This window comes from Mesorhizobium sp. M0663 (assembly GCF_040320585.1).
Taxonomy (GTDB): domain Bacteria; phylum Pseudomonadota; class Alphaproteobacteria; order Rhizobiales; family Rhizobiaceae; genus Mesorhizobium.
In genome coordinates, this window is record NZ_JAMYPX010000011.1 from 82,264 (window position 1) to 108,641 (window position 26,378).

General features: G+C 59.9%; 30 protein-coding genes and 2 pseudogenes. 13 read left to right on the top strand and 19 right to left on the bottom strand.

Annotated features, from left to right (window positions below):
• Positions 1-4: 4 nt before the first annotated feature.
• From nifB to NKI54_RS19870, 11 genes are all read right to left on the bottom strand, one after another.
• Complete coding sequence (nifB, locus tag NKI54_RS19820) at positions 5-1,483, bottom strand: nitrogenase cofactor biosynthesis protein NifB (protein WP_352692220.1); 1,479 nt, start codon at positions 1,481-1,483, stop codon at positions 5-7.
• Between the two features lie 238 nt (positions 1,484-1,721).
• Positions 1,722-3,485 carry a nif-specific transcriptional activator NifA gene (gene nifA, locus NKI54_RS19825; RefSeq protein ID WP_352692221.1) on the bottom strand — a complete coding sequence of 588 codons (1,764 nt, stop codon included), beginning with the start codon at positions 3,483-3,485 and terminating at the stop codon, positions 1,722-1,724.
• A 182-nt stretch (positions 3,486-3,667) separates the two neighbouring features.
• Positions 3,668-3,967 (bottom strand): ferredoxin family protein, encoded by a 300-nt coding sequence (locus tag NKI54_RS19830; protein WP_352480510.1) that lies wholly within the window; start codon positions 3,965-3,967, stop codon positions 3,668-3,670.
• An 11-nt stretch (positions 3,968-3,978) separates the two neighbouring features.
• Entirely contained in the window at positions 3,979-5,286 is a 1,308-nt protein-coding gene (locus tag NKI54_RS19835) for an FAD-binding protein (protein ID WP_352692296.1), read from the bottom strand.
• 9 nt (positions 5,287-5,295) lie between these two features.
• On the bottom strand, positions 5,296-6,405 hold the full coding sequence (locus NKI54_RS19840; protein ID WP_352692222.1) for an electron transfer flavoprotein subunit alpha/FixB family protein: 1,110 nt from the start codon (positions 6,403-6,405) through the stop codon (positions 5,296-5,298).
• A gap of 18 nt (positions 6,406-6,423) precedes the next feature.
• Positions 6,424-7,275, bottom strand: a complete 852-nt coding sequence (locus tag NKI54_RS19845; RefSeq protein ID WP_352692223.1) for an electron transfer flavoprotein subunit beta/FixA family protein — start codon at positions 7,273-7,275, stop codon at positions 6,424-6,426.
• A 188-nt stretch (positions 7,276-7,463) separates the two neighbouring features.
• On the bottom strand, positions 7,464-7,844 hold the full coding sequence (gene nifW / locus NKI54_RS19850) for a nitrogenase stabilizing/protective protein NifW (RefSeq protein ID WP_352503026.1): 381 nt from the start codon (positions 7,842-7,844) through the stop codon (positions 7,464-7,466).
• Positions 7,841-9,049 carry a homocitrate synthase gene (gene nifV, locus NKI54_RS19855; protein ID WP_352692224.1) on the bottom strand — a complete coding sequence of 403 codons (1,209 nt, stop codon included), beginning with the start codon at positions 9,047-9,049 and terminating at the stop codon, positions 7,841-7,843. Before nifV ends, nifW begins: the two co-directional genes overlap by 4 nt.
• Positions 9,046-10,263 (bottom strand): cysteine desulfurase NifS, encoded by a 1,218-nt coding sequence (gene nifS, locus NKI54_RS19860; RefSeq protein ID WP_352692225.1) that lies wholly within the window; start codon positions 10,261-10,263, stop codon positions 9,046-9,048. The genes nifV and nifS overlap by 4 nt, the downstream gene beginning before the upstream one ends.
• Positions 10,214-10,459 (bottom strand): NifU family protein, encoded by a 246-nt coding sequence (locus NKI54_RS19865; RefSeq protein WP_352692226.1) that lies wholly within the window; start codon positions 10,457-10,459, stop codon positions 10,214-10,216. The genes nifS and NKI54_RS19865 overlap by 50 nt, the downstream gene beginning before the upstream one ends.
• A gap of 264 nt (positions 10,460-10,723) precedes the next feature.
• Positions 10,724-11,044, bottom strand: a complete 321-nt coding sequence (locus NKI54_RS19870) for a HesB/IscA family protein (RefSeq protein WP_023678237.1) — start codon at positions 11,042-11,044, stop codon at positions 10,724-10,726.
• Positions 11,045-11,629: 585 nt separating this feature from the next.
• On the opposite strand from NKI54_RS19870, the gene hemP reads away from it, so the two are divergent.
• Entirely contained in the window at positions 11,630-11,734 is a 105-nt protein-coding gene (gene hemP, locus NKI54_RS19875) for a hemin uptake protein HemP (protein WP_352692227.1), read from the top strand.
• Between the two features lie 32 nt (positions 11,735-11,766).
• Positions 11,767-12,834, top strand: coding sequence for a hemin-degrading factor (locus NKI54_RS19880; RefSeq protein ID WP_352692228.1), 1,068 nt, complete (start codon positions 11,767-11,769; stop codon positions 12,832-12,834).
• 159 nt (positions 12,835-12,993) lie between these two features.
• Here NKI54_RS19880 and NKI54_RS19890 read toward each other — a convergent pair whose 3' ends face one another.
• Entirely contained in the window at positions 12,994-13,206 is a 213-nt protein-coding gene (locus tag NKI54_RS19890) for a hypothetical protein (RefSeq protein WP_352692229.1), read from the bottom strand.
• A gap of 520 nt (positions 13,207-13,726) precedes the next feature.
• Between NKI54_RS19890 and NKI54_RS19895 the strand changes: the two genes are divergently transcribed.
• The 8 genes from NKI54_RS19895 (at position 13,727) to NKI54_RS19930 (ending at position 20,097) form a co-directional block, all read left to right on the top strand.
• Positions 13,727-14,944 carry a cytochrome P450 gene (locus NKI54_RS19895; RefSeq protein WP_352692230.1) on the top strand — a complete coding sequence of 406 codons (1,218 nt, stop codon included), beginning with the start codon at positions 13,727-13,729 and terminating at the stop codon, positions 14,942-14,944.
• A 40-nt stretch (positions 14,945-14,984) separates the two neighbouring features.
• Positions 14,985-15,185, top strand: a complete 201-nt coding sequence (locus tag NKI54_RS19900) for a ferredoxin (RefSeq protein WP_352692231.1) — start codon at positions 14,985-14,987, stop codon at positions 15,183-15,185.
• A 336-nt stretch (positions 15,186-15,521) separates the two neighbouring features.
• Positions 15,522-16,142 carry a nitrogen fixation protein NifQ gene (locus NKI54_RS19905; RefSeq protein WP_352692297.1) on the top strand — a complete coding sequence of 207 codons (621 nt, stop codon included), beginning with the start codon at positions 15,522-15,524 and terminating at the stop codon, positions 16,140-16,142.
• A gap of 400 nt (positions 16,143-16,542) precedes the next feature.
• Positions 16,543-17,403 (top strand): hypothetical protein, encoded by an 861-nt coding sequence (locus NKI54_RS19910; protein WP_352692232.1) that lies wholly within the window; start codon positions 16,543-16,545, stop codon positions 17,401-17,403.
• Positions 17,400-17,837 (top strand): hypothetical protein, encoded by a 438-nt coding sequence (locus NKI54_RS19915; protein WP_352692233.1) that lies wholly within the window; start codon positions 17,400-17,402, stop codon positions 17,835-17,837. The genes NKI54_RS19910 and NKI54_RS19915 overlap by 4 nt, the downstream gene beginning before the upstream one ends.
• 288 nt (positions 17,838-18,125) lie before the next feature.
• Positions 18,126-18,668 (top strand): FRG domain-containing protein, encoded by a 543-nt coding sequence (locus NKI54_RS19920; protein ID WP_352692298.1) that lies wholly within the window; start codon positions 18,126-18,128, stop codon positions 18,666-18,668.
• 65 nt (positions 18,669-18,733) lie between these two features.
• Positions 18,734-19,312, top strand: coding sequence for a hypothetical protein (locus NKI54_RS19925; protein ID WP_352692234.1), 579 nt, complete (start codon positions 18,734-18,736; stop codon positions 19,310-19,312).
• Between the two features lie 26 nt (positions 19,313-19,338).
• Positions 19,339-20,097 (top strand): tyrosine-type recombinase/integrase, encoded by a 759-nt coding sequence (locus tag NKI54_RS19930; protein WP_352692235.1) that lies wholly within the window; start codon positions 19,339-19,341, stop codon positions 20,095-20,097.
• 28 nt (positions 20,098-20,125) lie between these two features.
• Here the strand turns inward: NKI54_RS19930 and NKI54_RS19935 are convergent, their stop codons facing one another.
• From NKI54_RS19935 to NKI54_RS19945, 3 genes are read right to left on the bottom strand one after another with little or no spacing between them, the layout of a single operon-like run.
• Positions 20,126-20,605: a hypothetical protein gene (locus tag NKI54_RS19935; RefSeq protein WP_352646951.1), complete on the bottom strand. Its 480-nt coding sequence runs from the start codon at positions 20,603-20,605 to the stop codon at positions 20,126-20,128.
• Positions 20,589-20,942: an STAS-like domain-containing protein gene (locus NKI54_RS19940; RefSeq protein WP_352646953.1), complete on the bottom strand. Its 354-nt coding sequence runs from the start codon at positions 20,940-20,942 to the stop codon at positions 20,589-20,591. Before NKI54_RS19940 ends, NKI54_RS19935 begins: the two co-directional genes overlap by 17 nt.
• Positions 20,939-22,066 carry a hypothetical protein gene (locus NKI54_RS19945; RefSeq protein ID WP_352692236.1) on the bottom strand — a complete coding sequence of 376 codons (1,128 nt, stop codon included), beginning with the start codon at positions 22,064-22,066 and terminating at the stop codon, positions 20,939-20,941. The genes NKI54_RS19940 and NKI54_RS19945 overlap by 4 nt, the downstream gene beginning before the upstream one ends.
• A 132-nt stretch (positions 22,067-22,198) precedes the next feature.
• Between NKI54_RS19945 and NKI54_RS19950 the strand changes: the two are divergent.
• A pseudogene (locus NKI54_RS19950) lies at positions 22,199-22,449 on the top strand (DUF2285 domain-containing protein).
• 279 nt (positions 22,450-22,728) lie between these two features.
• Here the strand turns inward: NKI54_RS19950 and NKI54_RS19955 are convergent.
• Together NKI54_RS19955 and NKI54_RS19960 are read right to left on the bottom strand one after the other, a co-directional pair.
• Positions 22,729-23,178, bottom strand: a complete 450-nt coding sequence (locus tag NKI54_RS19955; RefSeq protein WP_352692237.1) for a hypothetical protein — start codon at positions 23,176-23,178, stop codon at positions 22,729-22,731.
• A gap of 100 nt (positions 23,179-23,278) precedes the next feature.
• The gene (locus NKI54_RS19960) at positions 23,279-24,091 is read right to left on the bottom strand and encodes a thermonuclease family protein (protein ID WP_352692238.1); all 813 of its coding nucleotides are present in this window, start codon (positions 24,089-24,091) and stop codon (positions 23,279-23,281) included.
• Between the two features lie 152 nt (positions 24,092-24,243).
• On the opposite strand from NKI54_RS19960, the gene NKI54_RS19965 reads away from it, so the two are divergent.
• Entirely contained in the window at positions 24,244-24,450 is a 207-nt protein-coding gene (locus NKI54_RS19965; protein WP_352646961.1) for a KTSC domain-containing protein, read from the top strand.
• 397 nt (positions 24,451-24,847) lie between these two features.
• Positions 24,848-25,645 carry an ATP-dependent DNA ligase gene (locus tag NKI54_RS19970; protein ID WP_352692239.1) on the top strand — a complete coding sequence of 266 codons (798 nt, stop codon included), beginning with the start codon at positions 24,848-24,850 and terminating at the stop codon, positions 25,643-25,645.
• Positions 25,646-25,930: 285 nt separating this feature from the next.
• Here the strand turns inward: NKI54_RS19970 and NKI54_RS19975 are convergent, their stop codons facing one another.
• Both NKI54_RS19975 and NKI54_RS19980 read right to left on the bottom strand, forming a co-directional pair.
• Entirely contained in the window at positions 25,931-26,131 is a 201-nt protein-coding gene (locus tag NKI54_RS19975) for a hypothetical protein (RefSeq protein WP_352692240.1), read from the bottom strand.
• A 31-nt stretch (positions 26,132-26,162) separates the two neighbouring features.
• Positions 26,163-26,359, bottom strand: a pseudogene (locus tag NKI54_RS19980) (hypothetical protein).
• Positions 26,360-26,378: the final 19 nt, after the last annotated feature.

The following is a 26,378-nucleotide window of genomic DNA, read 5'->3' on the forward strand; positions in this document are numbered from 1 at the left end:
GCGCTCAGGCCGTCGCCGCGAGTGCGGGGGTCCCAGACGCGGCCGCGTAAATCGCGCTGATTGCGGTCTCGATATAGTCGTGGGCATATGCGTCGGTGGCTTGGATTCCAGCGTCGGCGAGCTGATCCTGCGGGCAGTTTCCGATCTTGGCGCACAGCACGACATCTATGCCCTCAAGCGCAGCGATGACGCCATCGAGGGCGGCTTCTCCGCCCCAGCCGCCGAGACAATACTGCTCGACCTTGCGATGCCCGACAAAACTGATCCCTCTCGGCGAGGCTTGATAAACCTGGAATTCCTTCGCATGGCCGAAATGTTCATTGACGCGGCCGCCGCCCTTGGTCGCCACCGCGAAGAGAAGGGACTTGCCGGGGCTCGCTGCCTTGACCAATCCGATCGCTTCTCTCCTAGCCGCCACGTGATCACGGCGCTCCTCCGCGAGCAGCTCCCGATAGGCCTTGCGATTGCTGGCATCGAAGGTGACCTCGCCGGGAATCCGGTCGAGTGTGAATTCCTGGCCACGATCCTCACCGAGCAGGCCGACGGCATCTGCCCGGCACTGCCGGCAGTGGCGCATCAACTGGGCGCCGCCTTCGACACGATCCTGAAGAGCCTTCATCTCCATTGCGTTTGGGCCGCGTTGCCCGCTCAGTCCGTAGTGCGTGCCGTGCGCCGGGTCCGAAATCAGCGGCATGAGGTTGTGCAGAAACGCGCCTCGCTCTTTGACCCATCTATTCACCTTGATCAGATGCTCATCGTTCACGCCGGGGATCATCACTGAATTGATTTTGGTGAGGATGCCGCGCGCGGTCAGCATTTCCAGACCCAACATCTGCCGCTCGTGCAGGATCCGGGCGGCTTCGATGCCGACGTAGCGGCGATGGTCGTAAAAGATCCAAGGATAGATCTTTGCACCGACCTCAGGGTCGACCATGTTGATGGTGATCGTCACGTGATCGACATTCATGTCGGCAAGCTCATCGACATGGTCCGGCAGCGCGAGCCCATTCGTGGAGATGCAAAACTTGATGTCTGGGATTTCCCTGGCAACTCGTTCGAACGTTGCCTTCGTCTTCTTCCAGTCGTAACAGGCATCGCCCGGTCCGGCGATGCCGAGCACGGAGAGTTGCGGCACCTCGTTGGCGACCGCGACCACCTTGCGTAGCGCCTGGTCGGGTGTCAGCTTTTCGGAGACCACCCCAGGCCGGCTTTCGTTGGCGCAGTCATATTTGCGATTGCAGTAGTTGCACTGGATATTGCAGCCGGGCGCGACCGCGACGTGCATGCGCGCGAAATAGTGATGCGCCTCTTCTGAAAAGCAGGGGTGATCCTTGATCTTCTCCCAGATAGCCGGATCCGTGTCGTCCGGCTTTATCGACGAGCCGCAGGACGAAGACGCGCAGCCACCGGCTTTCACGGTGGCAAGCAACTGGTCACCGAATGTCGTGCTGAGGCTCTCAAGCGAAATTGCCGGTGCGGACATCGAACGGCTCCGTTGCTGGGTGAATGTCGCAGTTCGAACCGCAAGAGCTATGCCAGCTCAAAGAGCGGTTTTGGTTCACGAATTGGCTTTCGTGTCGGATTCCGTCGGATTACTCCGACACACCTTTGTCGGGCTTCCGACAGTGGACAAGCAAATCGGGTCGCGAAGGCTACCAGCCTTGGGCGCGAAGGGTGTGAGGGAGACTACTCCGGGCTTACGTTTGACGTCATCACGACGTCTAGAATTTCTTCACCTCGATACCATGCCGGCGCAGCGCGTAGCCGATTTGCCGCGGCGTGAGGCCGAGGATACGAGCCGCCCTGGCCTGAACCCAACCGGCCTTGTCCATCGCGTCGATCAGCCGGTCGCGTTCCGTCAGACGCGGGGGACAAGCGGGATCGTTTGGATCGCCGGCCGCAAGGGGAGATACGTTGCCTGCGGAGGCACCGATGCGACTGGCCGGCAGCCGCAATCCGACCGGCACTGCGTTGACCCGTGCGAGATCGTCGATGGTATTGCCGCCATTCGAGCGGTCGACTCGCTTCCAGAGGAGCCAGGAAAGGCACTGGCTCTTCTTACAGGCGAAATCGGATGGCGTGATCGTCCTTGAACGCGCAAGTGTGGCCGTCCTTTGGACGCAGTTCTCCAGCTCGCGGACGTTACCAGGGAAGTAGCATTGCGAGATCAGGTCAAGCGCCGACGGCGCGAAGGCGAGTGCGCGATCGTTCTCCTTGTTGAATCGATTGAGGAAGGCGTTCGCAAGGCGTGGAATATCGCCGGGTCGCTCTCTGAGCGGAGGCAGGATAATTGGCACCACATTGATGCGGTAATAAAGGTCGGCCCTGAACTCCCCTTTTATGACGGCCGTCTCGAGGTCCTTGTTGGTGGCGCATATGAGGCGCACGTCGACCTGTAGCGTTTTGGTGCCGCCGACTCGCTCCAACTCGCCTTCCTGCAAGACACGCAACAGCTTGGCTTGAAAGGCCGGCGAAATCTCGCCGATTTCATCAAGTAGCAGCGTTCCCTCATTTGCCAATTCAAAACGACCGGCGCGCTGGGAGATAGCACCCGTGAAAGCGCCCTTTTCATGCCCAAACAGTTCTGACTCCAGAACGCTTTCAGACAGTGCGGCGCAGTTCAATTTGACGAAAGACTTCTTCCTCCGACGTGAGAGCTTATGGATGGCTTGCGCAAAGAATTCCTTGCCGGTGCCGCTTTCACCCCGCAGAAGCACGGTGGAATTGGTCCCTGCTACGACCGAGACGGTTTCGAGCACCTGCTTGAGTGCGGGGCTTTCCCCGATGATCCCGTCGATTTTGGCATCCGCATGCCGGGCAGGGTCGTAGGTTCTCCCCTCGTTGGGCGATTTCTCCGGTCTCCATTGCTCAGGGACACACCTTTGACGATCTGTACTCAGGGTGCGATGGAGACGGATGGTCCGGCCGACAAGGTTGGCGACCATCGTCAGGAAGTATGTGTCCTCGTCGTCGCGAAAGTCGGTGGCGCCGTCTCCGGCGCGGTCGATCGACAATGTCCCAAGGATCTTATGATCAGCCTTTAGCGGGATGCCGATAAAGGCAATTGGGATGGTGCCGCTGCTCGAAGACGTTTGAAGGTCAGCCTGAAATAGTTGGGACTTGCGGACGTCCGGTATTAAGAGCGGCGTCCCCGTAGCGACGATTTGATCTGTTACGGCCTGTGGTATGACGCGGCGAGTGCCTGATTGAGGTGCGTGGGTATTGCCGGCAGTTGCGGCAATCTCCGGCTCTCCTTCAGCGTCCAGGACGATGATTGCTCCGTGACGCATCTGCAGAAACGAAGGCAGGATGTTCACGACGTTGGCGAGCGTAATCTCCAGCTCGCTGGGGGCGGTCAGCACCTTCGATATCTCGTAGAGTCCCCTGAGCGCGATATCTGCTTGGGGCATGCTTTTGATGGGCGGTTCAGGGCGGGTATCCCGAGGTGCTACCTCGTCGACCCGATCTTGCGGTACGTGAGCCATGGAAACACCTCAGGGGTTGTCGTCCAGAGTGCTCCTCCTTTTGTATCTGGGTCTGAATTCTGAAAGCACAGTATTCACGAGCTTCTCTTCGTTGCGAGGCGATTCCAGCAAAGATAGACTTGGCCTTGGTCCCGACCTCAGGTGTACCAAGATTGACCCTGTTGATACGGTGCGTGCCTCGGTCATCCGAATTTGAAGAGGACTCCGAAGCCGCCGCGTGGATAGTTCCACTCGATCTCGCCACTGGTCTCGCACAAAATCCGGCAGGTGCCGCACTCCATGCAGCCGTCGGCGGTGATCTCCACTTGACCTTTGTCGTTCAACTCATAACATTTCGCCGGGCAGACGTGGGTCAGCGCGAGCAAGTTCGCGCTTGGCCTCTCGTGCGGTAGCACTTTGATATGCGGACGGCCGGAATCCACCAAGTAGCGGTTCTGGTAAAGCTTGTCCTCGACACGTGACTTCGTCACTGCGATCGTCATTTCGTCTCCCCTCAGCGCCACGCCAATGCAAGGCGGACCGCGTCGCTGACCAGCCCCCAGCGCGAGCGCGCCTTGATGAAGGCCGCCGTGGTCGCCTTTTCCTTCTCGATCTTCGGCGTGCCGTCGACACGCATGAAATTCTGCGCGGCTTGCGACATCAACCGCGGATAAGTCGTGAAGTAATTGCAGGAATTGGTGTGGAGCAAGGCCGGCATGTCTTTGTATTTCCTTAGGTCCTTGACCACGAAGGACTTGTCCAGCATGGCTTTGTAAAGGGCGAGATTCCGTTTGGTCATAGGACCGTTGCGGCTCTTGACCTCGATGATTGCCTCAGCCGCGATGCGGCCGGAGGTCATGGCGAGGTTCGAACCCTCGCGGTGAATGGCGTTGTTCAGTTGCGCGGCATCGCCGACCACGACCCAACCGTCGCCAAAGAGCTGCGGAATAGCCTTGTAGCCGCCTTCGGGAATGAGATGCGCGGAATATTCTTTCACTTCCGAGCCGGCGATCAGCGGCCGGATCGAAGGATGGCTTTTTAAGGCGTCGAGGAGGACGTAAGGGCTCTCGGCCATCGCGGCGAAATCGGAGACGAGGCAGCCAATGCCCAGTGAGATCGACTCCTTGTTGGTGTAGAGGAAGCCGAGCCCGGCCATGCTGCGGGAGGTCGTGCCCACCGCCTCGATCACGCAGCCTTCATCGCCTTTGAGGCCGAACCGCTGCTCAATGACCTCTTCGGGCAGGAAATGCATTTCCTTGACGGCGAGCGCCACGGTTTGCGGCTTCGGCATCTCGCGCAGGCCGGCCCGCGTGCCAAGGAGTCCGCAGACACCTTCTGCGAGGACGACCACGTCCGCGTAAATGGCTCCGCCGGCCCGGTCTGTGCGGACGCCGATCACCCTGTCCTTGGCGTCACGGATGAGTTCCGTCACGGTCGTCTCGCAAAGAACCGTCGCGCCGGCCTCGCGCACCTTACGCGAAAACCATTTGTCGAACTGGGCACGAATGATCGTGTAGCGGTTGGGCTTCGCCTCATTGAAGTCGTCCGACCGATAGTGAATCCCGGTATGGGATGTGTCGTCCATCACCCAAAGCCGCTGTTCAACCAAATGCCGCTCGAGAGGCGCATCGTCCCGGAAGTCCGGGATGATCTTCTCCAGCATGTTCGCGTACATGATGGCACCCTGGACATTCTTGGACCCCGGATATTCACCCCGCTCCAACTGCAGCACCTTCAGGCCGTGGCTGGCCATGGTGTAAGCAGCTGCGTTTCCGGACATGCCGGCCCCAATAACAATGGCGTCGAATTGTTCCTCAATCATATCCATCCCTTAGCTCGCAAGCTTATCGCGACTGTGGGGCGACAGCCGCCGGGTGAAGGCTTCCGTCAGTGCGGGCAGGAAGCGGATCGCGTCGGTGACGATCCCGAGGTGAGCGAAATCGAAAATCGGCGCGTTCGGGTCGGTGTTGATGGCCACGATGAGATCCGCCCCCTCGACGCCAACCCGGTGCTGGATGGCGCCGGAAATCCCGGCCGCTATGTAAAGCTTCGGCCGGATGGTCTTGCCAGTTTGGCCGATCTGCCGATCAGCTGGCATCCAGCTCTTCTGGACCAACGGGCGCGAACAGCCGTGCTCGGCGCCGATTGCTCGCGCGAGATTCTTCACAAGCTGCAGGTTCTCCGCCGCGCCTAGACCGAGGCCTCCCGCAACCACGACATCGGCATAGGCAAGATTTGCCTTTGCCGACTGACTATCCGGCAGGAAGCCCAGCACTTTGGTAACGATCTCGTCCTCGGCTACCGACAGCTTGTGCCGGATGACACGCCCGACCGGATTATCCGCCCGCTGCGGCATGGGCATGACCCTCGGTCGCACTGTCGCCATCTGCGGCCGGAAATTGAGCGTATAGATCGTGCACAACAAGGAACCGCCGAAAGTCGGACGGGTGGCGGCGAGCGAACCGTCGGTATCCACATCAAGTTCGGTGCAGTCGGCCGTGAGCCCTGTCTGCAAGGTCGTCGCCACGGAGCCGGCAAGATCCCTGCCGAGTGTGGTGGCACCGAGAAGAAGGATCTCGGGTTTGTGGGTATCGACCAGATCCGTCATCGCCTTGGTGAAAGGCTCGTTCCTATAGTCGGCGAGCAGCGGCTCCTCGACGATGTAGACAAGGTCGGCGCCATAAGCGAACGCTTCGGCAACGGCGTTCCCGATGGCCTCTCCCGGCGGTCCAAGCGCGACGCCCGCAAGCTGGACCTGAAGCTTGTCTGCTAACTTGCGGCCTTCGCCGAGCAGTTCGAATGATACGGGATGGACCTGGCCGCGTTCGAGCTCGATGAAAACCCAAACGTGCCGGTAGTCCTTGAAATGCGCGGGCAGCTCCTTCTTTATGCCGGCACGGCCGGCGGCAGGGCGAGGGGTTTCTCGGTTCGCGTTCGCCATCGTCTGATCCTTGCCCTCTCACGCGCCGCCGTTGAAGGCGAGCTCATGTTCCAATGCCGGCTGGCGGGTGAAGATTGCCGTGATGAGTTCGTCAGCGACATCGCGCAAGGCCATCTCGGCGGTGTCGATTTTTGCCGCCTTTTCCGCCCGCGCAGGAGGGGCGAAAACGCGCTTGACGACGGTCGGTGAACCGCGCAGGCCGCATTTGGTGAGATCCTCAATGCCGGCGTCGGCGGCACTCCATTTCAAGACCTGGCTGCGCGCGGCGCACAGGGCGTCCTGGATCGAGCCCCGGCGGATCTCGTTTGTGCCTTCCAGCATGGTGATGAGGCAAGGGAGCCTGCTCTTCAGCATCTGTGTGCCGCCTTCGGAGCGGCGCTCGACCTTGATCTCGCGCGCAGCAATATCAACGGAGGCGATCTTCGCGACATAGGTCAGCTGCAGGAGTCCGAGGCGCTTGGCGATGCCGGGCCCGACCTGGGCGGTATCGCCATCGATCGTCTGCTTGCCGGTGAAGACGAGGTCTGGCGTGCCGAACGTCTCGCCAACCTTCGCGATTGCCTGGGAAAGGGCGAACGAGGTAGCCAGCGTGTCGGAGCCGGCAAAATAGCGGTCGGTCAAGAGCACCGCTCGGTCGGCGCCGTAACCGAGCGCCTTGCGCAGCGCGTCCTCTGCCATGGGCGGACCCATAGTGAGCACGGTGACTTCGCCACCATAGGCGTCGCGCAGTTTGAGGGCTTCTTCGAGGGCGAACAGGTCGTAAGGGTTGATGATAGTCGGAACACCCTGGCGCATGATCGTGTTCGTCACCGGATGGACCCGTATCTGTGCCGAGTCCGGCACCTGCTTGATGCAGATTACGATGTGCATTGGCGGTTTCTCCAGGCTCCTGTCCGGATGCGGGCTTGGCGGTTATTCTCCTTGGTTTGCATCATTCGTGCCAACTGGTTTGCGCTGCCTCCTATTCCTAGAACTTCGCTTGGTTGCTTCTGAGGGCGCCTGGTGATGACTGGATTTGTCGGCTTCTCGACATTGTCGCGTCGCAACCCGTGTCGCGGTCATTCCTGTCCGAACCGCTTCAGTACAGAGTCGAACGGGACAAAGGTGCGGCCCGGCGTGGCAGGTTTGTTCGGATCGTGGTCTTTGAGCACCTTGAAGACCCGATGGGTGAGCGGCGAGGAAACCGCGAAGTCCTCGTAAGCGCGTTCGAGCGTCGCGCGCACCCGCGCGGCAATCACCTGGTCGGGCAGACCGGAGAAATCTTCTTCGGCAAGGTATTGGCCCACGCGCTTCATGATATGGAGCCGCGAGACATTCAGCACCTTCGGGTCATAGGAGACGCCAAGGACTGCGAAGAACTCCTCCGCAGCCGACAGGCGCTTCAGTCGTGCGAGGATGTCGGTGACATCGATAGGGCGGCTGTCAGCGGAACAATTCATTGCATTCTCCCTGGTCGGAAAACTGTGGTGTCGGTGCGCTCGCGCACGGCTGACCTGGACCCGCACAGCTCCGCGAGGGATGCCTCGCTGCACATTCCATCGTAGAGCTCGACCAGTTGAGTTGCAGTGACGGTCGATTTGGTCTCGGTCGCCTCGCGCCGGACGCGGGCCACCATCGCGGCTGCCAGATCCGGGTCGAGATCGCGACCGCTTTCGCTCAGCACATAGGCAATCGCAGTGGCGCCGGAATGCTTGCCGATGACTATACGCCGGCAGCGGCCCACGAGAGCCGGATCGAGCCCCTGATAAGTACGCGAGTCCTTCAGCAGCCCTGCGACGTGAATGCCGGATTCGTGGGTGAAAACATCGGCGCCCACGACCGGCTTAATGGCCGCGGTCTGCCGGCGGGAGGCCCAAGCCACCTGGGCGGCGAGGTCGGGCAATGCGGTCAGCTCGATGCCGGTATTCGCGCCGTCGAGGACCGCCATCGCGGCGGCCACCTCTTCCAGCGCGGCATTGCCCGCACGCTCGCCGAGCCCCAGGACGGTGACGGAGGCATGGCGCGTGCCTGCGCGGATCGCGGCCAGCGTGTTGGCGGCAGCAAGTCCGAGATCGTTGTGGGCATGAAATTCAAGGTCGATTGGAGACTGCGCCACGAGCTGGGCGACAAGTTCGAAGGTCGAAAACGGGTCGAGAACGCCGACTGTGTCGGCTAGCCTGACGCGGCTTGCGCCGGCGCGTGCAGCCGTCTCGATGACGCGGGCGAGATGATCCCGATTGGCCCGCGAGGCGTCCTCGCAGCCCACCGCGACGAAGAAGCCGGCGGCGGCTGCGCGCCTGACCATACGTTCGATGACCTGGAGCGCTCCCGCCTTATCGAGGCCGAGCTTGGCGGCAAGTTGGATGTCCGACGCAGGCAGCGATAGATTGATGGCGTGGACGCCGCTCTCGATCGCTGCATCGAGATCCAGCGACGTCATCCGGCACCAGGCCATGAGCCGAACCGGGAGACACCGCGCGACCACGGCGCGAATTGTTTCGATCTCGTCGGCGCCCATGACCGGCGTGCCGATCTCGATCTCTGTGACGCCGGCCGCCGCAAGAGACTCGGCGATCTCCAGCTTTTCCGTCGTCGTAAAGGCGACGCCGGGTGCCTGCTCGCCATCGCGCAAGGTCGTATCGTTGAGAAAGACATGACGGGTCATGAACGGCAGCCTGTTCTGCTGCCGCTCAGGCATAGACCGGATTGAACGTCTTCGGCGCCTCGCCTACCGGGCCCAGGACTGGGAAAGCCACGCAGCTTCTCCACGATTGCCGGCATGACCTCGAGCACCCGGTCGACGTCCGCTTCGCCGTTGTCCCGCGCCAAGGAGAAGCGGACTGCCGCGTGTGGCGTTTTCATCGCGCTCAGGACATGGCTCGGTTCCAGCGAGCCGGAGGTGCAGGCGGAGCCGGAGGAACACGCGATGCCCACGCGGCTGAGGAGAAGTGGAATTCCATCACTTTCGACATGTTCGAAGGAGATGTTTGCGGTGTTGGGCAACCGTTCCAGGGGATCACCAGTGACACAGGTGCTTGGGATGCGCTGGAGAATCCCGTCCTCTAAACGGTCGCGGAGCGACTTTACCCGTGTGGTCTCGTCGTCCATGAATTTCAAGGCGAGTTCGGCCGCCATGCCGAGCCCGACTATGCCGGGCGTATTCTCGGTGCCAGCACGACGGTTTTGTTCTTGGTGGCCCCCCTTGATCAGCGAGTGGAAATTGACGCCACGTTTTACGAAAAGCGCGCCGATCCCTTTCGGCCCATGCAGCTTGTGGCCGGAGAGCGACAGCATGTCGATTGCGGTCGACTTCAGGTCCATCGGAAGCTTGCCGACCGCCTGCACAGCATCGGTATGAAAAAGGGCGTCCACTTCCTTGGCCAACTCGGCAAGCCTGGCCACGGGGAAGATCACACCAGTCTCATTGTTCGCCCACATTATCGAGACGATTGCCACCTGTGGGGTGAGGGCGGCCATATAGGCGTCGAGGTCGAGCCGGCCACGGCAATCCACCGGAATCCTGTGCACCTTGACGCGGCGGGTCTTCTCAAGATGCGCGCAGAGCGTAAGCACGGCGGGATGCTCGACCGCGGACGTCACGATCTCGGTTCGGTTGGGCGCCGCCTCGAGCGCCGAAAGAAGCGCTGCATTGTCGCTTTCTGTCCCACCCGAGGTGAAGGTGATCTCATCGTCGAACTCCGCGCCGATCAGAGCTTGCAACTGCCTCCGCGCCTTTCTCACCGCCGCACTGACTGAGGCGCCAAGAGCGTGCGCCGACGAAGGGTTGCCGAATTGATCCCTAAAGAACGGCAACATCGCTTGCACCACCTCAGGATCGACCCGTGTGGTTGCGTTGTTGTCGAGGTAGACAGGTTTCATGTGCGATCCTCAGTTGACCGGAATGACGCGAGCGTGCGACCGCCTCATTGAGCCTCTGGCGCATGCCGTTGATGATGATGGGCCCGAACTGGCAGCCGGCGCAGACGCCCGAGAGGTTGACGTAGACCGGATCGGCGTCGACATGGACAAGTCCGCAGTCGCCGCCGTCAGCCCGCAGGTAAGGACGCCCGAACACGACAACGTTATCGATAAGCCGAATTTGGCGCAGCGGCGCGATTTGGCCGCCAGCAGCTTGGGTGCCACCAGGAACCGAACTGTTTCGGGAGGCGACGTTCTTTGCATCCTACCTGAAGCGATTGCCGGTCCCAAGATCGGCTTCGACCTTGCCTTGTTCTTGAGGACAGGGACATCTGTTGTGCCGGCCATATAAGCCTCCTCTGCCGCAAATGAGTCCGTCGGCGGCAATCGCTTCATGGACCCGCACAGGCGCTTCGGGCGATCAACTGAAGGACTTGCCGCAGCCGCACTTCTCGCGCGCGTTGGGGTTATCGAAGACAAAGCCGGAAGATTCGAGCCCGGTGAGGAAGTCGACGGTCATGCCGGCGACATGCGGTTGGGAGCCCGCGTCCACGAACAGCTTGATCCCATCTGTCTCGGTGATCGCGTCGCCCTCGCGCGACACGCTCTCCAGGCCCATTAAGTATTTGAAGCCGGCGCAGCCGCCGGCCTGGACCATGATGCGAAAGCCTTCCGCCGGCTCGCTGGCGCGGGAAAGAGCAGTCTTGATGGCGGCAACAGCGTTGTCGGTGAGCGTAATCATGGCTCCATTCTCCTCAGTCCGGGACCTGCTTGCGCATCACGCTGCATGCACCGTGCCAAAGCGAAAACCGTTTCAACACAGCGCGGCATCTCTGACCCTGCGGTGATTCTTGTGAGTCCATTGCTGCGAAGGTGTCGGCCAACCGACACGTACTGTCGGGTTTGTCGGGTCCGCCACGCGGGATGTTGGGCCTGAGTTGTTGGCTGAACTCACATTAAACCAATGACCATTACAGAAGACTCCTTCTGAGCTTGCTTCGGCGCATTGGCACGGTTTTTGAAGCTCCACTGGCGAGGTGGCAAGAGACTGCCGATCCACAATCGTGTCGTGGGTGCCCTCGCGATCGATGGGGCGAAGCAAGGGAGCAACATGTCAGGACTGGGTCAGATACGCTTTGTTTGGCAAAGCAGCGCGGCCTGTGGCATCCGAATGACCGATTGGCCGATTGCGACAACACCGACAATCGCTCACCACCGCCCAGTGGCCGCCGGCCGGCTCGATGGGATTCCATCGCATGTGCCTGCTCGTGCCCCTCGGGTCTCGCCGCTCCGACAGCACCCCCGGTTTTCGCGCGGGTGCGACGACGTGCGCACGCTGTCCAGCGACACTTTGTTCACGGGCCAGCAGCAGATCAGGGTCGAGCATTACGGCACGCCCTATCGGCTGAAGATTCCCCGGCAGGGCAGCTGATCCTTACACGTAGGTGGAAGCAGGGGTAAGACATGGACCAGCGCGAGAAACCGTCGCCGGACGAAATCCGGCGGGCGTGCGAAGACAATCCGAAAATCCGGGAGCATGATCTCGCCGCTCGATTGGGCATTTCGGAAGCCGAATTGGTCGCGGCGCATTGTGGTCACGGCGCGGTGCGCATCGAGCCGCGCGTCGATGATCTGCTGACCGGCCTCGAAGCGGTCGGCGAGGTGATGGCGCTCACCCGCAATGAAAGTGCCGTGCACGAAAAGATCGGCGTCTACGACAAAGTGGTCACCGGCAACCAGCATGCCATGGTGCTCGGCGACGAAATCGACCTGCGCATCTTCCCGAAAGCGTGGGCGTATGGCTTCGCCGTCGAGAAGCGCGAGGGAGCCGAGATCCGCCGCAGCCTGCAATTCTTTGATGCCACCGGCGAGGCGATGCACAAAGTACATCTCAGGCCCGCCTCGAACCTGCACGCCTATCAGAATCTGGCGGCAGAGCTTGTATCCTCCGACCAGGAGCCGATCATATCGGTCGAGGCGAGCGGGGCGCTCGATAATGCAGTGAGTCCAGACCAAGCCGCCACGGTCGACGACCTACGCGAGCACTGGAGCCGGCTGAGCGACGTGCATCAGTTCTACCATATGTTGAAGACCCTGAAGCTCAGCCGCTGCCAGGCGATGCGTATGGCCGACGAGGATTACGCCTGGCTGCTCGACAATGATGCCGTTGGCGCCCTGTTCCAACAGGCGGCCGAAGACGAGATGCCGATCATGTGCTTTGTCGGCAATCATGGTTGCATCCAGATCCATTCCGGCCCGATCAAGTCGGTCAAGCAGATCGGGCCGCGGATCAATGTGCTCGACGAGACCTTCCATCTGCATCTTAGGACCCATCACATCCGCGAGGTCTGGGCCGTGCGCAAGCCGACGAGGGACGGTCACGTCACGTCCATTGAAGCCTATGGCGCCGACGGCAAGATGATCATCCAGTTCTTCGGCACGCGCAAGGAAGGCGAACGCGAGCGCAGCGACTGGCGGTTTCTGGCCGAGAGTCTGCCACGCGTTCCCGGTCCGACCGACAGGGATGTGTAGAGCCGACAGGCCCTCGGATTGAACCGGCCGCCATAGGACTCGGCTCCACGTTCCGACAGCGGCTCGCGAGGAAATATAGGTCCATGTGCGATAGAGCTTGCCGTCGTAGCGCATACGGCCGGTCAGGTGTGCACGCCGGAATTGACCGCATCGATACAGTCAAGCTCGTCGTCGGCCGGACCGCTGCACACGAGTGCATCGCCGTCTGACCGAAAATCCTTGCAGCGCCTGCGAGCGATAAAACGCATACGCCATCAGCGCCGAACCGAAGCGCGGCTCGACCTTGTTGATATTTCCGATCATCGCGCGCAAGCGCCGTCGGTTCTTGTCGGACCGCACCCGATCCTTGCGCTGGATCGCGTCGTTGCTCAATCCGGGCCGTGCGAGCGATCTCCTCGCTCGTCGACCGGAAGGCTGTGCAGCAGCAGCCAAGCCGAACAGCCCGATGTCGCGGACTCGACAAAACCGACCACGGATGTCGGTTGTCGGACGTTGTCCTAAGAATGATGGACAGGTGATCATCAGCGGCGGGCCCAGTGCAGGCTGGCATCGATTGGTGCAGCGCCATGGGTACGCCTATCCGGCACGCGACTTGCTTCGACAATTTGATCAGCAGGGCATCAGCAGTGCGTCACGGTGCTCAGAGGTGATTGACCAGCCTCTCAACCCTAACGGGGATAAGCGGCGGCTTTGCTTCATGACCGCAGCGCGGCGGAGATGCCCCTTCTGATCGACTTCGCAACCGATCTCATCCGCGCTGGTGCAGGTGGGCTGTATCAGGCGACAGAATCTAGAAGGCGCCCGACAAGAGACGTGCCCATGCTGGAAATCGACTTTATGAACAGCGGTGCAATCTCAATCGAGCCATGAACGCCAATGTAGAGAACACAAAATGGCGACCAACCCCGTTCCAGATCATGTCCCGCCCGAAATGGTGAGGGACTTCAGTCTGTTTACATCGCCAGGCATGCCACCAACACCCAACGGGGATCCACACGCAGCTGTCGCTTGCGTACATGACGGGCCTCCGATCTTTTACTCCCGCTACAACACGCAAGATGGCCGGGGTACCTGGGTCATCACCCGTGCCGCGGACCAGCGGAAGGTGCTGCAGGACGCAGAGACTTTTTCCAGCCATCGCAGCATCTTCTCCTCCATACTGGGTGAAAACTGGCCGACGATCCCGCTTGAGCTCGATCCACCGGCCCATGGCGTCTTTCGCTCACTGCTCAATCCGCTGCTTTCGCCAAAGCGGGTGTTGGCTTTGGAACCGGCTGTCCGCGAACGGGCGGTCGAGCTGATCGAAAGGATCGCCGCGTCGGGCACAAGCTGCGAGGTGATGAAGGATTTTGCCTTTCCTTTCGCGGTGAGCACCTTTCTTCGCTTTCTGGGGTTGCCCGATGACCGACTCGATACATTCGTCGGCTGGGGGAAAGATCTGCTCCACGGCGACGATAAGGAACGACCTGTGGCTGCCCGGACGATCGTGGCATTCATCGACGAACTTGCAGCCATGCGCCGCCAGGAGGCGGTTGACGATTTCATGACCTTTATCGTGCAGGCACAGGTCGAGGGCCGCCCGCTGACGGACACCCAAGTCCGCGGCATCGGCGTGCTTGTCTTCGTCGCTGGGCTCGACACGGTCGCAGCAGCTATAGGCTTTGACTTGGCGTACCTCGCGCGCAACCTCAAAGATCAGCAATTGCTGCGGAGCGAACCGGACCGCATCCCGCTCGCAACCGAAGAATTGCTGCGGGCCTATCCGCCCATTCAGTTGATCCGCGTGGCTACGAAAGATATCGACTTCGAAGGCGCGCCGATCCGGAAGGGGGACTATGTTTCCTGCGCCACGATGATTGCCAATCGTGACCCGGCGGAATTCGAATGCCCCAACACGATCGATTTGGAGCGGGAGGACAATCGCCACGCAGCGTTTGGCTATGGTCCCCACCGTTGCCTTGGCTCACACCTTGCCCGGCGGGAGATTGTCATTGGCCTGGAGGAGTGGCTGGCGCGCATCCCGGCTTTCAGGATCAAGCAGGGTACGGCACCCGTAACCTCTGGCGGCCATGTGTTCGGGATCGAAAATTTGATCCTGGACTGGTCTTAGGCCCGCCCCGAGCCGGGGCACAGACAATGGAGGCAGCGCCATGCGCATCATCGTCCAAAAGGCCAAATGCCAGGGTCACGCGCGATGTGCGGCGCAAGCGCCGGACATCTTCAAGCTTGATGACGAGGGCTACATCCTGCCTGGTGACATTGAAGTTGCGGTAGGGGAGGAACTGCCTGCATCGCGGGGCGCGCGATCCTGTCCTGAACGTGCGCTGGAACTCACCCGCTGCCCGCTTTGAGGACTCATTCAACCGAGAGTCTGGCGGGCTTGAATGGGGCCGACCATGTGGCCGCACTCAGCACGCGACGTTTGTCCTGCACGGTCCACCTCCAACTCTGCGGGGGCATTTCCGGCGCCAGTGTTCCCCATGAGGCGCAAACGGCAGGGCGGGGGCTCGCGAAACGCCTCTTCCAATCACAGAATTTGCGACAGAGCCGATGGACCAGACGAAAATTGCCGAACTACTCGACCGCGAGGCGATCCGCGACTGCGTATACCCGAAGAACTGCCCGACCCATGTTGCGGCAGGCCGGGTCTCTGCATGATTTGATAGGACAAACCAGGAGAACGCACCATATTTGCCCAACATTATGCCCGGCTCAGCACCGGCCAATGGCCGCAGATCGAGCTGGAGAGGAGGTTCGACCAGCATGTGCTTGCCTGTGTGCTTTCACGTGCGCTCGAGGAGATCGAGGCCGGCGAGGCGACGGCGACGGAGGCAACCGGCCTTTCGCGCGCCGAGCTGCGCGATGTCCTGGCCCGCTGTTTCCCTGCTATTCCTATCAACGCGTTTGCCTTGGAAGAGGTGAGCGAGCCCGAGCCGGATCTGGAGGAAGAACTTCTGCGCGGACTGCTGCTGGCGCATGCCCGGCCCGGCGACCCGGCGAGCGCCCGCTTCGCCAAGATCATCGCCCGGCGTGCCATGCGCAATGACCATCTCTGGCAGGACCTTGGCCTTTTTAATCGAACCGACCTCGGCCGCCTGCTCGCCTCGCATTTTCCGACGCTGGCGGCCGGCAACACCCAAAACATGAAATGGAAGAGATACTTTTACCGCAAGCTCTGCGAGGCCGAAGGTTTTTCGCTGTGCAGCGCGCCCAGTTGCCGGGAATGCAATGATTTCGAAAGCTGCTTCGGCCCGGAGGAAGGCGAAAGCCACCTCACACGGATCAAGAACGGCATCGCCTCGGATTGAGAGCCGCTTCCGTCAGTCGTAAGCCCCAGCGCTCGCGCCGCGCCATATGTCTCTTGTCGAATGTCGACTGACGCCTTCGGGGATTGAATGCTGTGCCTGCTGTCCGATTGCTCGCGGTGCTCGCTTCGGCGGGCCGTCGTCATGGCGCGCCGCCGGTGGAGCTCTTACGGCAGGCGCAAGCGATTTGACCTGCTTGCGAGCGTCTTTCTCGTTGCCGCAAAAAGAGAGCCTCAAAGTGAGCTAAAGCGGAAAACGGGAGAGTGACAGTGATCGCACTGACAATTCGTGAGGATATTTGTTGCATTTTTAAGCTGGCATGATTGCAGTTTCTCGATTTTTGGGCAGCATTGTGCCGCCAAGTCGGGTGGTCACTATGAAATCGCGATCCAGAATGCTTCCAATGCTCGCCGCGTCGTTGGTAGTCGGGGTTGTATCGGCCGAAGCGAAAACCTGCGGTGAGGGCGATACCCGTCAGGAACATCACGTCGGCAACTTCAACTTCGTAACCAGCTCCTGGGTCGAGAAGAAAGGCAAGCTGCGACGTTACATTTCTTGTGTTAAAAACCTCGATCCCAACAGCGATCTCCTAGTCACCTGGTTTATCGCTGGGCCATTTCAGACCTATGTTCCCGCGACAGTCGAACTACCCACGCCTCGATTGCGTGACGACATCAGCCCCAGGCCAGTGCGTGGCTGCATCCAACATGGGAACCTCGGAGAAAGGACGCCTGCCGAGTTCATGGGGACGGCCGACGACGAAGAACGAAATGGCAAAGAAGGAAATTGCGCTCCCGCCACCCAAGTTGGGAACGAACCTCAGGGTACGGACTTACCTCCCGATGGGTGGCAGGATGATGTGAGAGTATTCTTCCCAAGCGAACCAGATGATCCGCACGACACAATGCTCGAAGTTACCGGAAAAATTGGCATCGCACCGATCCCAGGAGGCGTGACGGGGGGTGGCTTCCAAAGCTTCTTCGCTTACTCCGCGAAACAGTATGAGGGAAGAAAGCTTGGCAAGGTTGAGGACGTTACGGTCACGCCTGTTTTCCCGATAAAATCCGACTTCTTCGCTGCGGCCTTCTTCAAAGAAAACAAAGAGGCGACAGGGCTTTCGCGCGACGGATCGATCAGCTTTGACGTGCTCACCCCCTTTTCTAACGCCTGGGGGCCTGCGCCGGCGTTCTACGAGTTTCGCGACAAGCATGGCCGAGTGTTGGGAGCCATACCAATGCCGCTCTTCCAGAGCTCAGGCGGATGAGTTTAGAAGAGATTTTTGACTTTATTCGAAAGGTCACGCCAGAGCTTCTTCAGGGCTGGGTTTCTAGCTGGGCTACGCTCTTCAAAAACACGTACATAATGCGTTCAGATGCCAACGATCAGGTCATTTCCACAGCGTTGGCCATTTCCACTCTGTTCGCCATTTTCTTCGTATTGATTACTGTTTCCACAACTGCGGCACGCCTTAAAGCGATCGCTATAGGCTTCGCCGCTGCCGTTGTGGTCCTCTTTTGCTTCTGCAATGCCATAAGGATTTGGCTAAATTTCCCTCTGACCCGCGAAACCATAGGGAAGCTGCAACCCACCTGGGACTATGTGACCATGGCATTCACACTTGCAATGGTAATGATGATGCTATTTGCAATCCTATCATTTATAAAGGCGGTTTACGGAAATCTTCGATCGACCTCGTGAACAAAACGAAAAGACTCAATGGTCGACTGATTAAGCTCTTGGAAGAAGTAAGCTCAATTTAGACGAGGATGAACTTGTAGATTTTCTGCCTTTGTTTATCTTATGCACATGAGGGGCATGGAGCGGACGGCGGATGACCTCACATATACGTAGGATGGTTCCTCGTCCCAAGTCGGCTGGGGCGGCCAAGATTGCGACCTCCACTATGAAGCGAACCGGGGCACGAAGAAGCCGCTGCTAGTCGAAAGCGTGACGGCATACCTGCAACGGGTGTTCGAGCTCCCTGAGATGACAGGTGGCGCTCGCTGCTACCGTGGCGAGTCTGATGCCAAGTGGCAACTGAAGCCCTCTATTATGCGGGGAGTGCGCTCTGATGCGGAGAACCGCATCTTCAGCGAACTAATGCTTGAGGCACCTACAGAGTTCAGCAACGACAAGTCGATGTTCGACATGCTGGTGCGCGCACAGCACTACGGCTCGATCTCTAGCCTCACTATCAGTAGCCAGGTACGCAAAGAGGAATCCATGATGCGGTTAAGGATCGTGTCGGCTGCGCCGTTCACCGCTTGGCGAGCTCACTGCCGCGCTCCAGCATGTCCTCGTAGTGAGCGACCACCCACAGCTGCCCGACAACAAAACTGGCCATTGCCGGGCTATCGAGCTCGACGCTGGCAAGAAAGCGTGCGCCGTAGCGGGAGCTGCGATCGGGGCCACGCGGAACGCGGATGGGAACTCACACTGGCGCGGACACGCCGCCTCAATCGCTGGTCTACGCGGACGTTTATTCGGCGGATATTCGACCGAATGACGCATCCAAAAGTAAGTCATTGATTTTCGTAAGCCAAGGGGAATCGAACCGCTGTTCCCGCCGTGAGAGGGCGGCATCTTGAACATTCATGAACAACTTTGATCAGCCATACACGTTTGATTTAAAAGGTCAATGTGCGCTATTGTGTAGACGCGACCATCTGCGATTGGGCGGGTTTGTTGCAACGAAATTGGCAACGAAAATCTTCGGAGCGAATATGGCGCAGCGCCGCAGCGTATTATCCAGCCGAACTAGTCGGGCGGCTCTTTCTTACTCGGATGCTCCCGAATGGGAGATCATCAATCCCGGTTTGCGGTTGGGCTACGGGCGCGGCCGCGGGAGCTATGGCCGTGGCGGTTCTTGGCTGGCAGCATCGCTGCTCGAGCGACGGCACTCGCGTCAAGATCAAGCTGGGCCGCGCCGACGATCTCATCCCCGCCGTGGTTCAACCATCCTTTCGCATGAGCAGGCAAAGGACGCGGCTCGCGGGTGGCTCAAATCGCTAAAGGCTGGCAACGATGCCCCTGTGGCGCTGATTCTAAATGACGTGCTCGATCGGTATTTCGAAGCACGCGCCGCCGAGGGCATGAAGTCGATCCGAAGACAAGGGCAGCGTTCCACATTCGACCAAAGCTCGGATCGTCGAAGGTCGCGGATCTCTCGATAGAAAAGATTCGTGCCTGGCGCGACGGCATGGTTTCGGCGCAGAAGCGGTTGCGCACCGGCAAATTCGCCAAAAAGGCAAATGTCGTTACCGTCGATCTGTCGGACCCGGAAACTATCCGCCGCCGCCGGGACTCAGCCAACCGAACGCTGACGACGTTGAAAGCCGCGCTCAATTGGGCGTTCAACAATCGGCTAGTTACTGATGACGCTGCGTGGCGCCTTGTGAAGCCGTACCGCGGCACGACTGCCGCGCGGGTCCGCTTCCTTTCGCCGGCTGAGCAGAAGGCGTTGATCGCCGCCAGTAACGGCGCAATTCGCGATCTCGTGTCGGCCGCCCTGGTGACTGGCGCCCGTTTCGGCGAGCTCGCCCGGCTGCGTGTGTCGGACTACGACGCAGCCAACAAGTCTGTCTTCATTGCCGAGAGCAAGAGCGGCAAGCCGCGGCACATCCCATTGCCTGCCGGCGGCGCCGAGCTATTCGAAAGGCTTTCTCGCGACCGTCCCGGCACCGACGCGCTGCTGCGGCAGGAAAGCGGCGCGGCTTGGGCGCCGTCCACATACAATAGGCCGTGGAAGGCGCTGCTCGCTCGGGCCAAACTGTCAGACGTGACGCTGCACGAGATCCGGCACACCTATGCCAGCACGATGGTCCGCAACGGGGCGCCCCTGATCGTCATCGCCGAAGCGCTCGGCCATAGCGATACTCGAATGGCCGAGAAGCACTATGCACACTTGGCGCCTTCCTACGTGGCCGACACGATCAGGCGGCTAGCGCCTGATATCTGATAGCCCGATCGGACGGACGAACCGGGCCTCAGATATCCAGGTACGGAAAGTGGAACGCCTTTCGCTCGTAGTTCACCTCTCGAAACGCAATCTTGAGCTTTGAGGCCGTGGAACGAATCTCAAGCACCCTGGTAGGGTCGGGCTGGCGTCCCTTCACATCAAAATCATCGCCGCTAGTGGCTTGCCTAAAATTCAGGAAGGCGGAATTGACTCTAGTGTGCGAGTTCTTGACGCGCGTAGTGACGAAATTCGCGAAAACATTGATGTCGTGTAGGCTGACGATTGTATTTTCCACGTCTGGCGACAAGGGGTCGCCCGGCAGCATCCAAACGGCCGAAGCTTTGGCTGCGCATTCCGCGGTCATTTGCTCAAGTTCCGCAAGGGTGGCGTCAATCATCTGCGTGTTCGATGTGAAACGCTGCTGAATGGCCAATCCAGTTAAACCGACCAAACCAGAAGCTACGCCGCCGAGCACGGAGATGAAGAAGGTTTCAGCGCCGTCCGCCATCGCTCGCTTTTCTGACATGAAATTCAATATCTGAAATATACACAGCGAAGTCCGGCGATGCATGAAGTTCAATGCGCTGGCGGAACTCTTCAGGCGACCATTTCAGTTCGCGGGTCAAACCGCCGAAGGCCTCTTCCAAAAACGAAGACGGGTAACCTCTAGTCCCATCCATCTCAACGACGACGCGGTCGTTCGCGGCCAATGCGGGAAGCAGAAATTCCTCACGAAATTTCTGCCCCGATGCGGGGCCATCAGTGTAGTATCGGCCGCCGGGGGTCTTCGAAAACTGCTTGAGTATGTTGATCGTCGCCACCCGATTCTTCAGAGCCATCGTCATTTTGAAATGCTCCACTCAATCAGTGTGCCGCCCAAGGCCACCCTGTGGTTGGTCGTGGTTATCACACTATCTACGCTATCATAAACAGCCTCACCCGTCCCGCTGATAATTCGCAGGTATCCACGGTGGTGGTCGAGGATCCTCATCATCGTGGGAAGGCCGTTGCCACGCCCCTGGACCATGGTACGGGTGCGCCCGTATTCCATAGCGGCTTTGATCATCTGCGCATCATCGGTCGTTCCACCCAATGCAGTCAAAACACCGCGCACCCCTTCCCAAATCGTAGCCCGGGGCAAGGTGCGGGGAATTCCAACTCCCATGTCATAAACTGCTGCTGTGAGGGACTGCGAAGTTCGGTTATACGAACCGGACATAAACCACGTACCCGCAGGAACGCCGAACCACTCATCGGGTTCCAAATAGGCGTGTTGCTTAGAGTTCTTAAGAGCCTCAATGAGCCCGTCATAGATGAAATTGGCCGCATGTATTGGTCCGGAAATTTCCGCCAAATGTTCCAACAAATCGTCGCATTTGGCGCCCACCACATCAGTGTCACTGCGATATTTGAGGATTTCAACCAGGGGCGCTGCGGGCCGGCGCCGGATCTTTGGTTTGTTGGGGGTCTCAAGAAAATCGAACAGACCCAGGTTCTGGAAAAGATAATCAATTTCTGGATTCCAGAGGCTGTGTCTCAGGATGGCGAGCTTTCTCCCGATAAATTGCTGCCAACGGAATAACTCTGCCGCCAATACGAGGGCCGCCCCTGGCGAGGCACGTTGAAAAGCCTCGAAAGCAACACCCCTAGGGAGCTCAGATGGTATTTTGTCACGATAAATTTGGAAACGAAGATACGCGAAGAACGACGCGACCTGTTCATAGTTCGATCGAAGCGAGAAATCAGCAGGAGGTTGAATATACAGGTAGGGTTTGCGCCGACTGCCCCTTCTTACTTCCATTATAGGTGCAACGATGTCGGTTGCCGGTCTTGGCAATCTCGGATTGGCAGTCTCCGCAGGTAAGACTGTCGGAATACGGCTTCCCCCTGACGTTGCTGCTTTGCGGCGACGTTCATTGGCTGCTCTCAATGCATGCCAATTCTTCCAGACCTCGTCAGGTTTCTTCACTTTTCGTCACCCCCGCTGGACTGTTGAAATTAAACGCTCGGCAGAGTCAAGGAGGGGCTAACGCTTTTCCAAGCGGCTCAGAATTTAGCATCCGCGATTTGCAACACGGCTAACGGTCACTAGAACTTGGCCATGCGCAAACCCTTGTTTGACCCCGACGTCGCCGACGAGGCGCCCAATTCATCGGTCCTGACCGGCTACGACGAAGAATGCATGCTTACCTATATGAAGATGCGGACTGGCGCGAGGTCGCCAGGATCGTGCTGCACATCGATCCGGAGAAGGATCGTGCATTCCGGGCATGGGAGACACATCTTGCCCGCGCACGGTGGATGACGACGAATGGCTACAGATACCTCCTGGCCGGCGGCGCGCGGCACTGAAATCTCCCTCCTCGCCCGACAGTCGTTTAGGGATTACATATTGAGCAGCCGCGCATGTCAGCGCCATTGAGCTGGGTAGCTTTTGCGAATGCGGATTCTCGGTCAAATGGGCCGAGCCAGCGGCCGTTCCTGTCGCCCGCTCCGGCCTGCGTGCCTTGACCTCCGTTGCAGAAGCCACAGTCGGCTCTATGGATTCGCCCCCGATCGTGGGCCCAATTCTCGTAGATATAGTAATTCAATTCTCACCCCAGCTTGCCAAGCGTCTTGCTGGCGTTCGTTTCAGAAGACGTATTTTGCAGGCCAGCGCCAATCTGTCTGCGCTTTGCCCATGCAGTTGCTGTAGTCGACAAATTGACCGGTCGCGATGTCTCGACAAGCCCAAACAAGTTGGCTGTACTGGCTGTAGAATTCGTCCCAGTCAGCACCCTGGTAATAGTTCGGCCTGACATAGCCCCCACCGCCGCAGTTGTTATTCGAGCATACCACAACGGCCGCGCCCACCGCAGCGATTGCGACGCCGGCTGCGATCGCCTGGTTCTGCTTCCTGATCATGTTGGCGCACTGATCTAGCGTCACCGATCGGCGCGTTAGTTCAGCGTAAAGATCCTGCTGGAACGTCGCGTCCTTGGTAGACGCCAGCGTCCTGCAGAGCGCTGAAGTGCTGACTGCGCTCGGATTCTTCTTGAGCGGCTGTTGCGATGTCGTGCACGAGGCGCTTGCAAGCGCCAAGACTACCGCAGCCGAAACTGCGGCTCGTCGACCGAGCCCCATTTCACCCTCCCACCCAATCACTCAGTTCCGCCAAACCCCTTCGGCGGATTGTCTTTCACTAACACAGCGTTTCGCACGCTACTCCATCGGCATCTCGGTCCAGCTTGCGGCCCCACGAACAGTTGCCAACATACCATTGGGCTTCATCGCACGTGCTGATCTGCGAGCACGTCCTCCGCGGCTCGCACGAATAGCTCCGCGCCACTTGCCGGCTGCCGATGATGCCGAGCGGCTGGCCCGACGGCGCCGCGCCATCCGCGTGCGCCGCGCGCCATTCCCAGGGCGCCTGAAACATTCCGACCCACAGACCGACCTTCGCCGCCTCTGTCTTTGCTTGCTGCTCCGCGTACGCGCCGTGGCTATAGCGCGGCCAATCCAGCGCCTGGCCGTGTTCCACCATCCATGAGGCGACACCGGAGCCGTCCACCCGCCGGCAGTCGCCGACAAAGCGGCCGTAGCGATCCCAAGTGACGAAACTGCATCGCACCGGCTTCGACGCGGCCAGGAACGTGTCCAGCGCGTTAGCGGCCCGGCGTCCGCACGGATACTCAGAACCCTTCGCGTCGTTGCAGTACTGCCGGCTCTCGGGCGCATCGATGCCGTTAAAGCGGATGCGCTGGCCGTGGATCTCGATCGTATCGCCATCGATGACAGACGCGACACCGGCGATCGGCGCCGGCTTTGATCCGATCCAGTTTGATACGTTGAGCTCGGGCACAGGATCGCTATGTTGCACGACGAACTGCGTCCGGTAGGCTGCCATCGCGGCCAAGGCCACGAACACGAGCCGCTTCGGAACGCCAGCCAGTTGGCGCACGCGCCCCGGCTTACGCCACTGGTCGGTTCGACCATTATAGCGAGACTTGCCCAACCCCTGTCTCCTCTTGAGGGGCAGAGTGCTTCTAATTGAGGGCCAAGTCCAGAGCCGACGGCGGTCGGGCCTCTTGGCCCGCGGCGCACCGCACTGACCCAGGAACGCGCCGGCCTCTCCGATCGTTGACTGCTTTTGATCGAGCCGCCGTCATGCCGTCCACCTCCATACGCAAAACGGAATACGACCCGGACAGCAAAATCCTCTCGGTGTGGTTCGTCGCCAGCGGCAAACGGTACGAATTCGAGGACGTGCCACCCGACACTTACGCCGAATTCCGAGCCGCCTTCGCGAAGGGTCGCTACTTCAACGACCACATCCGCAACAACTTTCGCTTCCGTCTGGTTGGGAGCGATTAGCTGCCCGGGACGCCTGGTCTGTCGGCGGCCGAATTCCGTCCTTCGCCGCGCCAACCGGCGGTTGGTAGACGCTTTGCCGCTGTTGCCCTAAGGTCACTTTCGGTCCGCGCGCACTTGGCAAAGCCCGACCCACGCCCACCCCGCCTGGTGCAAAGCGCTTGATCGGTCCCGCCGTTCTGGCAGTGCGGCGGGATTTTTTGCGGTCAGTTGGAACACCGGCGCGCGGGGAAGGTTCGGTGCACGCAGCAAATCCTTCCCCTCACACGATATTGCTGCACGATCGGTAATGGCATCCGATCTGCCCGCATCTCCTCCCCCCAGAGACGCGGGCTTTGAGCTTCGCGGAACCGAAACGTTCAAAGTTTATTGAATCGGGTTGGTGTGGCGTGGAGTTTGTATGAACGGGGCGAGGCTGGCGTTTATCCGTGCGATGGAGCCCAAGCTGGTCGCAAAGCCACCCGAGGGTGAACACTGGATTCACGAGATCAAGCTCGATGGCTACCGAACCCAGATCATCATAAGCAGCCCTGACGATATTCGCGCCTTCAGCAGCAGCGGAGCGGATTGGACGCGGAAATACACCGGCATCATCGAGGCCGCGCGGGATCTCGACGTCAAGAGCGCGATCTTTGAGGGCGAGGCGGTCGTCACGGGCGTGAATGGCCTGCCCGATTTCGACGCACTACAGAAAGCCGTCCACAGCGATCCCTACGCCACGATCCTCGGCGCCTTCGATATCATGCATCTTGACGGCCACGATCTGCGCGACATCGGATGCAAGGCGCGCCGGGAAATTCTATTTGGCATCATCAAGCCGAACAGCCGCATTCAGTTCAGCGAGGCTCTACCCGGTGATGCCAAGTCGATTTTCTACCTCGCTGACCAGGCTGGGCTTGAAGGGATCGTCTCCAAGCGCGCCGACAGCCCATATCGGAGTGGCCCGACGTCGAACTGGCTGAAGACCAAGAGCTGGACGGTCGAAGAATTCGAACTGCTCGGCGTCGAGCGAGAGCCGGGCAAGGCGGCGTTCGCCTTGCTGGCGCATCCCGACACCGGAAAGTATGTCGGTTCAGCTTTCATCTCGTTGGGGCGCGACATGAAGGAGCGGCTGTGGAAGCGGGTCATGGAACATGCCGGCCCACTCCGGGCGGCATCAAGAAGCGACCGGCGACGCAGTGGGTTGAGCCAGGCGTAAAGCTACGGATCAAGTATCTTCGTGGCGAGCACAAGTATATACGCCACGCTTCGCTGCTTGGCTTCGGCGACGATCCGGAGCGTCCGGGAAAATAAGGGCCCGCCTGCCAAGTCCAGGAATGGCTGGCGGGCCCTATCAGCGCAATCCTTGTCTTGCGCCGAACTCTCCTCCCGGAGATGACGCTACCAACTGTGAATGAGCGCCGCGGTTCCTGACGCCGCCTGTGCAACGGACCATTGCGCAGACAGTTCAGACTAAGGTGCCTATCATCGGGGCTGGGCAACTTCAGTTCGGGCAGCGGGTCAGTCGCTCGACGGTGTCAATAATCGCCTTTGCCAGCGCCTCGCCCTCATGCACCGGCAGCGGTCCATAGAGCAGGTTCACTGCCTCCTCGCTCGGCAGAACGCCGGCTGGACAGGTGAGTTCGATCGCCATGCGAACGAGCTGCAGGCCAGTTCTTTCCCCGTAGATGTAGTTCTCATCCATCGCCAGGATACTGGCGCCCGTCCTGCGATCGTCAAGGCCGGCCGGCACGCATCATGGCGCGAGCGATGGCGAGCTGTGCCTCGACTTTGGCATTTTCCTTCTGGGTCATGTTGTCGGCGCGATGAGCCGCTTCAACGACCGCGTGATCTCCCCGCGCGTCCATCCCGCCTCGAGCATGCAATCGACGATCACCTGAAAGCCCGGTTCCATCGCCTCCTGGCAGTCGATCTCCCGGTCGACATACTCA

Bases quoted from the DNA above. Each gene is read 5' to 3' on its own strand.
- nifB (WP_352692220.1), bottom strand. From the start codon at position 1,483: ATGTCCGCACCGGCAATTTCGCTTGAGAGCCTCAGCACGACATTCGGT.
- nifA (WP_352692221.1), bottom strand. From the start codon at position 3,485: ATGGCTCACGTACCGCAAGATCGGGTCGACGAGGTAGCACCTCGGGAT.
- NKI54_RS19830 (WP_352480510.1), bottom strand. From the start codon at position 3,967: ATGACGATCGCAGTGACGAAGTCACGTGTCGAGGACAAGCTTTACCAG.
- NKI54_RS19835 (WP_352692296.1), bottom strand. From the start codon at position 5,286: ATGATTGAGGAACAATTCGACGCCATTGTTATTGGGGCCGGCATGTCC.
- NKI54_RS19840 (WP_352692222.1), bottom strand. From the start codon at position 6,405: ATGGCGAACGCGAACCGAGAAACCCCTCGCCCTGCCGCCGGCCGTGCC.
- NKI54_RS19845 (WP_352692223.1), bottom strand. From the start codon at position 7,275: ATGCACATCGTAATCTGCATCAAGCAGGTGCCGGACTCGGCACAGATA.
- nifW (WP_352503026.1), bottom strand. From the start codon at position 7,844: ATGAATTGTTCCGCTGACAGCCGCCCTATCGATGTCACCGACATCCTC.
- nifV (WP_352692224.1), bottom strand. From the start codon at position 9,049: ATGACCCGTCATGTCTTTCTCAACGATACGACCTTGCGCGATGGCGAG.
- nifS (WP_352692225.1), bottom strand. From the start codon at position 10,263: ATGAAACCTGTCTACCTCGACAACAACGCAACCACACGGGTCGATCCT.
- NKI54_RS19870 (WP_023678237.1), bottom strand. From the start codon at position 11,044: ATGATTACGCTCACCGACAACGCTGTTGCCGCCATCAAGACTGCTCTT.
- NKI54_RS19880 (WP_352692228.1), top strand. From the start codon at position 11,767: ATGGACCAGCGCGAGAAACCGTCGCCGGACGAAATCCGGCGGGCGTGC.
- NKI54_RS19895 (WP_352692230.1), top strand. From the start codon at position 13,727: ATGGCGACCAACCCCGTTCCAGATCATGTCCCGCCCGAAATGGTGAGG.
- NKI54_RS19900 (WP_352692231.1), top strand. From the start codon at position 14,985: ATGCGCATCATCGTCCAAAAGGCCAAATGCCAGGGTCACGCGCGATGT.
- NKI54_RS19910 (WP_352692232.1), top strand. From the start codon at position 16,543: ATGCTCGCCGCGTCGTTGGTAGTCGGGGTTGTATCGGCCGAAGCGAAA.
- NKI54_RS19915 (WP_352692233.1), top strand. From the start codon at position 17,400: ATGAGTTTAGAAGAGATTTTTGACTTTATTCGAAAGGTCACGCCAGAG.
- NKI54_RS19920 (WP_352692298.1), top strand. From the start codon at position 18,126: ATGACAGGTGGCGCTCGCTGCTACCGTGGCGAGTCTGATGCCAAGTGG.
- NKI54_RS19925 (WP_352692234.1), top strand. From the start codon at position 18,734: ATGAACAACTTTGATCAGCCATACACGTTTGATTTAAAAGGTCAATGT.
- NKI54_RS19930 (WP_352692235.1), top strand. From the start codon at position 19,339: ATGGTTTCGGCGCAGAAGCGGTTGCGCACCGGCAAATTCGCCAAAAAG.
- NKI54_RS19935 (WP_352646951.1), bottom strand. From the start codon at position 20,605: ATGGCGGACGGCGCTGAAACCTTCTTCATCTCCGTGCTCGGCGGCGTA.
- NKI54_RS19940 (WP_352646953.1), bottom strand. From the start codon at position 20,942: ATGACGATGGCTCTGAAGAATCGGGTGGCGACGATCAACATACTCAAG.
- NKI54_RS19965 (WP_352646961.1), top strand. From the start codon at position 24,244: ATGCCGTCCACCTCCATACGCAAAACGGAATACGACCCGGACAGCAAA.
- NKI54_RS19970 (WP_352692239.1), top strand. From the start codon at position 24,848: ATGAACGGGGCGAGGCTGGCGTTTATCCGTGCGATGGAGCCCAAGCTG.
- NKI54_RS19975 (WP_352692240.1), bottom strand. From the start codon at position 26,131: ATGGATGAGAACTACATCTACGGGGAAAGAACTGGCCTGCAGCTCGTT.